We start from the raw sequence: 6199 nt of genomic DNA on the forward strand, positions 1-6199 counted from the left end.
GCGCATCCATCTGATCCCTCTTCCTCATGGAACCTGCTGCACGACCTGCAAACAGTAGACGTAACGCCGGTCGAAGCCGCTGAGCTCTTCCTGTGGTGTGGGCAGGTAGCGAGCGGGAGCTGGATCCATGGCCAGGACAGACGTTTCGTCTTTGGGTCCCTGGTAGAGCTCCGGCGTGTCGGGGTTGAAGACCACGGTCGCGTTGTAGCGCCAAACCTCGCACAGCGGAGAGTAGCCTGGCTCGTTCCGCATGAACTGCAGCACATCGTAGCCTGCACCCACTTCGCCGGGGCTCGTCTTGGATGGGTCGGCCGGGTCGGTTGCCACCATGCTGGGGATGTAAAGCTTTTGGGTCAGCATCTGCGTGGACATCGTGTTCGGCACGGGAGCAGTCGGGATCAGGCCGCCATCGAGGTAGGCCAGGAGATAGCGATTGAACCAGCCCCAGCGCTGCAGACCGAGCCCCGAATGACCCGCCTTTTCTGATTGACCCAAGGGATAAACGGCCGCCGCCGGATCGATCACGAGCCACGCTAGAAGCTGCCCATCGGCCGGTAGATCGGCCGGGCCGGCCAGCCCAAGTGCCTGTACGAGCTCGTCTTCGCCCTTGACCTGCTGGCATGCCACTCCGCCCAGATCTGCAGGTGCCTGTGACACCACCGGCGCATACTTCGAGCTCGGCAAGGCGCCCTCGACGTACTTGGCGCTGGGAAGTTCGGTGAAGATGTTGCCTTGCTCGGCGAAATTGACCTCATCGAGACGCGAGTCGTAGATGTAATCGACAGGCGGAGTGCAGGTCGCTACACCGGCCGGATCCAATACGTAGGCCTTCGGAGCCGACGGCACCGGAACATAGGGGGTCTTGTCGCTAGTCTCGGTGGTCTTGACGGCGCCCGACCGTACCGGGTACGGGAAGTAGCCAGACGTTACGCCTCGTACGTAGGCTGCAACCTGCGTGAAGGAACCGTCCCCGGGGCTCCTGCGATCGCCGCCCTCGCCCAGGTTCTCCTGGGGGAAAGCAACCGGATCCACCGGGCCCAAAGCGTCGCCGTTCTTGCCGTACTTCGAATACGGGTCGCAGCCGCCTCCCAGTGCACCCAGCGCCGCCAAGCACACCCATGCGCGCGCGCCCTTATCCGCTCCTCGGCCGTGCCATCGTTTTGCCCCCTTCGCACGTCTATGTTCGATCATGGCAGTCTTTTCCCTCACTTCCTCACACTAGCCTCCAGTCCGAGGCTAGCCCCCGAGCCAGTCGGCGTATAGAAAATCGGCGTCACGCGGGCCCGCAGAATCCCGTCCATTCTGGTACAAACGCGTCAGAAGCCGTTGCCACGCTCACGCTATTTTTGCGGGCAAAAGCGAATGGCCGCAGAACAGCGGGGGCGCCGAACGATCGGCGCCATGGAAGCGAACCCCCTCGTGGGCAGGGCACCGGCGTGGCTTTCAACCCGGTTCGAGCGCGGCGCGGACCGGAGATCCGTCTGCACCTGCCAGCCGCAGCGGCAGCGGTAAGCGTATGCAGCCCCGGAGCAACGGCACGGGCGGCGCCATCCCGCCGCCCCGAATCGTTGAGGATCGTCGCTACTTTGGCACAGTCGTGTGACCAGGGCGCCCCATGCTTCGAAGCGGCCCCGTCCGCGAGCAAACGCCCGGCAGCGATGGAGGGTTCAACCTCTCCATTAGCAGCCAGCGGTAGGCGCCGGCCGAGCGGTAGCCGCAGGGGCGGTAGCCACGCCGCCCGCAGAGACGAATCACGCGCTCGCTGTGCTCGCCGGCGAGTATCCGATACCGGCTGCATGCGTTCAGTCGCTGCTCGATCTCGTCCATGAGTCGCTTTGCTGCCCCGTGGTGCTCCCACTTGGGCAGCACGACCAGTCGATCGAGGTGCGCAATGCCCATGCCGTCTAGATGGCCGCGGACCGACCCGACCACATCATCCCCAACACAGCACGTGAGCACGACGTTGCGCTGTGCCTGCGCGGCCAGCTCTGCCAACGTTTCGGTCATGGCAGGCATTCGGTAGTCACCGTAGCGCACGGCCTCACGCCGGAACGCCTCGCGTTGGATCTCGATAATGCGCGCCAGGTCAGCGGACGCGGCGGGCCGCACACGGAACACGTCGGGTTGCTGCTCTGCCATGCTGCTCGTGTCCTGGAGCCGTGATGACCGGCCGGATGCCTATATCAGACAACCCGGGATTGGCCAGTGCCCGTTCCGAAAACCCGGACCGAGCATGGCGCAGCGCCGCGGGGTCGGATGGCGCGTTGGCGAACCGAGGAAATGCAGCGACCGCGGTTGGGATTGAGCAGGGTCGAGCGTTAGACGGCGCGGCAGGCGGCCTCGCGCCGCAAGCCAGGCGACGGGAGCGAGTTTCGGGACGGGCACTGGCTAGCGAAAATACCCCAGGGCCTTGAGCTGCTCGCTCGTTTCCTCGTCGATCGTCACTTTCTCGGCTTTGGGGTCGACAACACGTCGCCCGAGCGCTCTGCGGCGCCACGCCTTCTTGTCGCGGGCACCCTTGAACATGCCGAGCAACGCTCGCATGTAGGTCAGCGTGATCGGGCTGGCTGTGTCAAGATCTTGCTTGCAGTCGGGGTCCTGCTCCACATCGAACAGCGACGTAACCACGGGGCCGCGCATGAGCAGCTTGAACCGCCCGCTCCATACCGCCTCGCGCTCACCCTGGTGGGTTGCGAAACCCGCGTGAGGGCCGGGCTCCTGGACCCCGAGCGCTCGCGCAAGCACGGATCGACCTTCCAGATAACGGGGCAGCTTGAGTCCCAACGCATCGAGAACGGTAGGCGCCAGACACGCGTGGTCGTGGTTGTCCGGCACCCGCATGCCGGGGGATATCGTCCCGGGCCAGCGCATGACGAACGGAACGCGTATCAACTCCTGGTGAATCTGATGTCCGTGTCCCACGCTGCCGTGTTCCCAGAATTCCTCGCCGTGGTCGGAGACGACGATGATCAGAGTCTCCTGGGCCAGGCCAAGCCCGTCGAGCTTGGCCAGAAAATCTCCAAACCACTTGTCGTGGTAGCTGATTTCTCCGTCGTACAGCGCGCGCAAGTAATGCTTGTCTTCTGCCCGAGGCTTGAATTTGCGGCGCTTGATGTCCTCGAGCAGTTGCGCCGTGCCTCGCGGCCGGACGCGACCCACGTAGCGCTGCGGCTGATAGAGCTCCAGGAACTCTGCCGGCGGATCGTAGGGCACGTGCGGGTCGATGGTGTGCACGTAGGCGAAGAAGCGCTCGTTGTTGGCCTTCCTCTTGGCTATCCATGCCGCAGCGTCGGCAAATACGTACTGTGCCTCGGTCTTCTTGTTCTCACGAATGTAGTTGGTGAAGTGATCCCAGCCGCGCTTGAAACCGAACTTGTGCGACACATAGCCGTTGGCAACGAAGGCACCGGTACGCAGTCCCTGAGCTTGCAGCTCTTCGCTGATCATCTTCACGCTGGCGGGCAGCTTGCCGCTGTCGGACTGCGTCTTGTGGGTTTCCGGATAAAGACCCGTGAGCATCGTCGCACACGATGGCTTGGTCCAATCCTCCACGGCATTGAACCGCTCGAATACCGCTCCCTCGCGACAGAATCGATCGAGCACCGGCGCTTTGACGCGCGTCTTGGCGTAGCTTTCAAGGCGGTCCGCTCGCAACGTGTCGATCATGACCACGATCGCGTTCCCGGCCGCACGCAGGCTGTCTCTGGAGGAAACCGCCTGCTTGGGTTCGGCGCGTGTCACGTACACCCCGGGATCCGCCAGCACCACGCGCGCGCTCGGCGCCTGTGCCCCGCGCACGCTGATGTCCAGCCGCGCAACCTGACCGCTCACCGGCGCGAGGTTCACTTGCGTGGGCCTGAGGTCATCCGGAGCGCGATCCACGACCTGCTGCGAAAAGAGCAGGGCGGCATCTGCACCGTCCACGAACGCGCGCACGTCAAGCCACATCTTCGGCGTGTCCGGCGCCCGAGCACGGCTGTCGAGACCCAAGTAAAAGCCGAGACGGGGCTGCCCTGAAGGTACATGCAGCCAATACGTGAGCTTGTGACCCCCAGCCAGCGAGAGCGCCGGCGAATTCCCCACCTGGGCCAGCCAAGCAGATTGATGAGGCGGCTTCGTTTCCGACTTCGCCGACTCCTCGGTCGCCAGGCGGATGCTGTCCACGTGAGCCGCTACATCTTCTTGCTGCGCTCGGCTCGTCTTGTTCCAGCGCAGCAGCATATGATTGACACCGCCAACCAGCAATTGCCCCGGGATCTGCGCCGAGTACGTAGCCCATCCGGCTCGCGTGATGTCGATCTTGCGGACCGGTTTGTTGTTGACGTACAGGGAAAAGAAGCTCGCCCCGGCACGTTTGAGTCGAAACTGGACATCCAGCGTCGCGGGTGCGTCCAGCTGGAAGTACACCCGGCTCGACGTGCTCACGGCGTTGGCGTAGGTCACGTCGCCATCCCTCCGCTGCTCGCCCCAGCCCGTTCGCCAGCCACCCAGTGTGTACTTGAAGCAGTCGCTGGTGCCGAAGTCGATTCCGAGGCTGCCATCGTGCAGCGACGCCAGGCCCAGTAGATCGACGAGGTCGTAGTGCTTGAAGGCCTGGCTCCAAGGGGCCGCTACGTTCTTTTCCGCCACGGGACCCTCATCCACCCCGGGGCCGTCGCTGGCTTTGGTCTCGTTTTCAACCGGAGCCGGCCGGGTCGGCGGTTCCTCGTCGCAGCCACCAAGGCCCAGGCCCCACAGGCAGCCGGCCAGCAGCGAGAACGTCAGCGGGCGCTCCAACACCCGCAACCGGCAGCCCGCTCCGGGTCGGCGGCTGATCATGGGCCAGTTCTGTAGTTAACCGCAGCCAGAAAAGCAACCGGCACGGCCGCGCACGTTCGAAGGACAAGCAGGGGCACGCGCCGGCGGATCACATGCGATGCAGCCAATTCGCCAGCTCGCGGTCCGCCTCGGTTGGCTGCGATCCGAATGCTGCTAGCCTAGGCAAGCTGTCGCGGCGGATTGTGGCCGTCGGGCACAGGCGCGAGGGCGGATGTAGCCGTCCCCCAAAGGAGGACATGATGATTCGAGTCGAGCTTCCCGATGGAAGCGAGCGCGAGCTGCCACCCGGGGCGAGCGGAGCCGTACTGGCCGAGCGGCTGGGAGCGGGGATCGCCAGGGCGGCCGTCGCGATCGAGGTAGATGGATGCGAGGTGCGCGACCTTGCGCTGCCGCTGCGAGACGGGGAGCGGGTTCGGGTATTGACCAAGGACGATCCGCAGGCGCTTGCAGTCTTGCGTCACTCGGCTGCGCACGTAATGGCCGATGCCATCCTGCGCATCTTCCCCGCGGCCCAGCTGACGATCGGTCCAGTCGTCGAGGATGGGTTCTACTACGACATCTACCTGCCTCAGCAGAAGATCACGCCTGCCGATTTTTCGCGCATCGAGAACGAAATGAGGGTGATCGCGAAGGCGAAGCACGAGTTTGTACGCTGTGTCTCCAGCCACGCGCAGGCCAGCGAGCACTACGCTCGCTACCGGGCGATCGACGGCGGCCACAACGCCTTCAAGCAAGAGCTCGTGGCGGGTATCAAGGAGCGTGGCGAAGAGCTCTCGTTCTATCGGCACGGTGACTTCATCGATCTTTGTCGTGGACCCCACGTTCCTCACACCGGGTGGTTGAAGTTTGTGAAGCTGACGAAAGTCGCGGGCGCCTACTGGCGCGGCGACCCGCGCAAGCCGCAGCTGCAGCGCGTCTACGGTACGGCCTTTTTCGACAAGAAGGAGCTAAAGGAGTATCTGCGGCTGCTGGAGGAGGCGAAGAAGCGCGACCACCGCGTGCTCGGCAAAAAGCTCGACCTGTTCAGCTTCCATGAGGACGCCCCTGGGCTTCCCTTTTTCCACGCCAAAGGCGCGCAGCTGTTCGACCAGCTAACCGGTTACATGCGGGCCCAATTGCGCCGGCGCGGTTACATCGAGGTCAAGACCCCCCTCGTGCTGTCCGAGCAGCTTTGGCACACATCGGGACACTACGCGAACTACATGGAGAACATGTTCTTCACCAAGCTCAAGCTGCGCGACGAGGATGACCCCGCGAAGATTCACGACAATGTATGCGAGGACCGGCCGATGGCGGTCAAACCCATGAACTGCCCAGGTCACTTGCTCATCTACAAGACTCGTTTGCGGTCTTACAACGAGTTTCCGTTGAGAATCGCGGA

At 63.8% G+C, this 6199-nt stretch carries 4 protein-coding genes; 1 reads left to right on the top strand and 3 read right to left on the bottom strand.

The window, feature by feature from the left end; translation table 11 throughout:
• Window positions 1-24: 24 nt before the first annotated feature.
• The 3 genes from MJD61_01605 to MJD61_01615 all read right to left on the bottom strand — a co-directional run bounded on the left by MJD61_01605 (window position 25) and on the right by MJD61_01615 (window position 4818).
• A complete protein-coding gene (locus tag MJD61_01605; protein ID MCG8553973.1) occupies window positions 25-1191 on the bottom strand; it encodes a hypothetical protein in 1167 nt (388 codons plus the stop codon).
• Between the two features lie 390 nt (window positions 1192-1581).
• Window positions 1582-2139, bottom strand: a complete 558-nt coding sequence (locus MJD61_01610; protein ID MCG8553974.1) for a GNAT family N-acetyltransferase — start codon at window positions 2137-2139, stop codon at window positions 1582-1584.
• A gap of 249 nt (window positions 2140-2388) precedes the next feature.
• Window positions 2389-4818, bottom strand: coding sequence for a sulfatase (locus tag MJD61_01615; GenBank protein ID MCG8553975.1), 2430 nt, complete (start codon window positions 4816-4818; stop codon window positions 2389-2391).
• A gap of 236 nt (window positions 4819-5054) precedes the next feature.
• Between MJD61_01615 and MJD61_01620 the strand changes: the two genes are divergently transcribed.
• On the top strand, window positions 5055-6199 hold a 1145-nt coding region (locus MJD61_01620), incomplete at its 3' end, for a threonine--tRNA ligase (protein ID MCG8553976.1).

The sequence above is a fragment of the Pseudomonadota bacterium genome, from assembly GCA_022361155.1.
In the GTDB taxonomy this organism is placed as follows: domain Bacteria; phylum Myxococcota_A; class Polyangia; order Polyangiales; family JAKSBK01; genus JAKSBK01.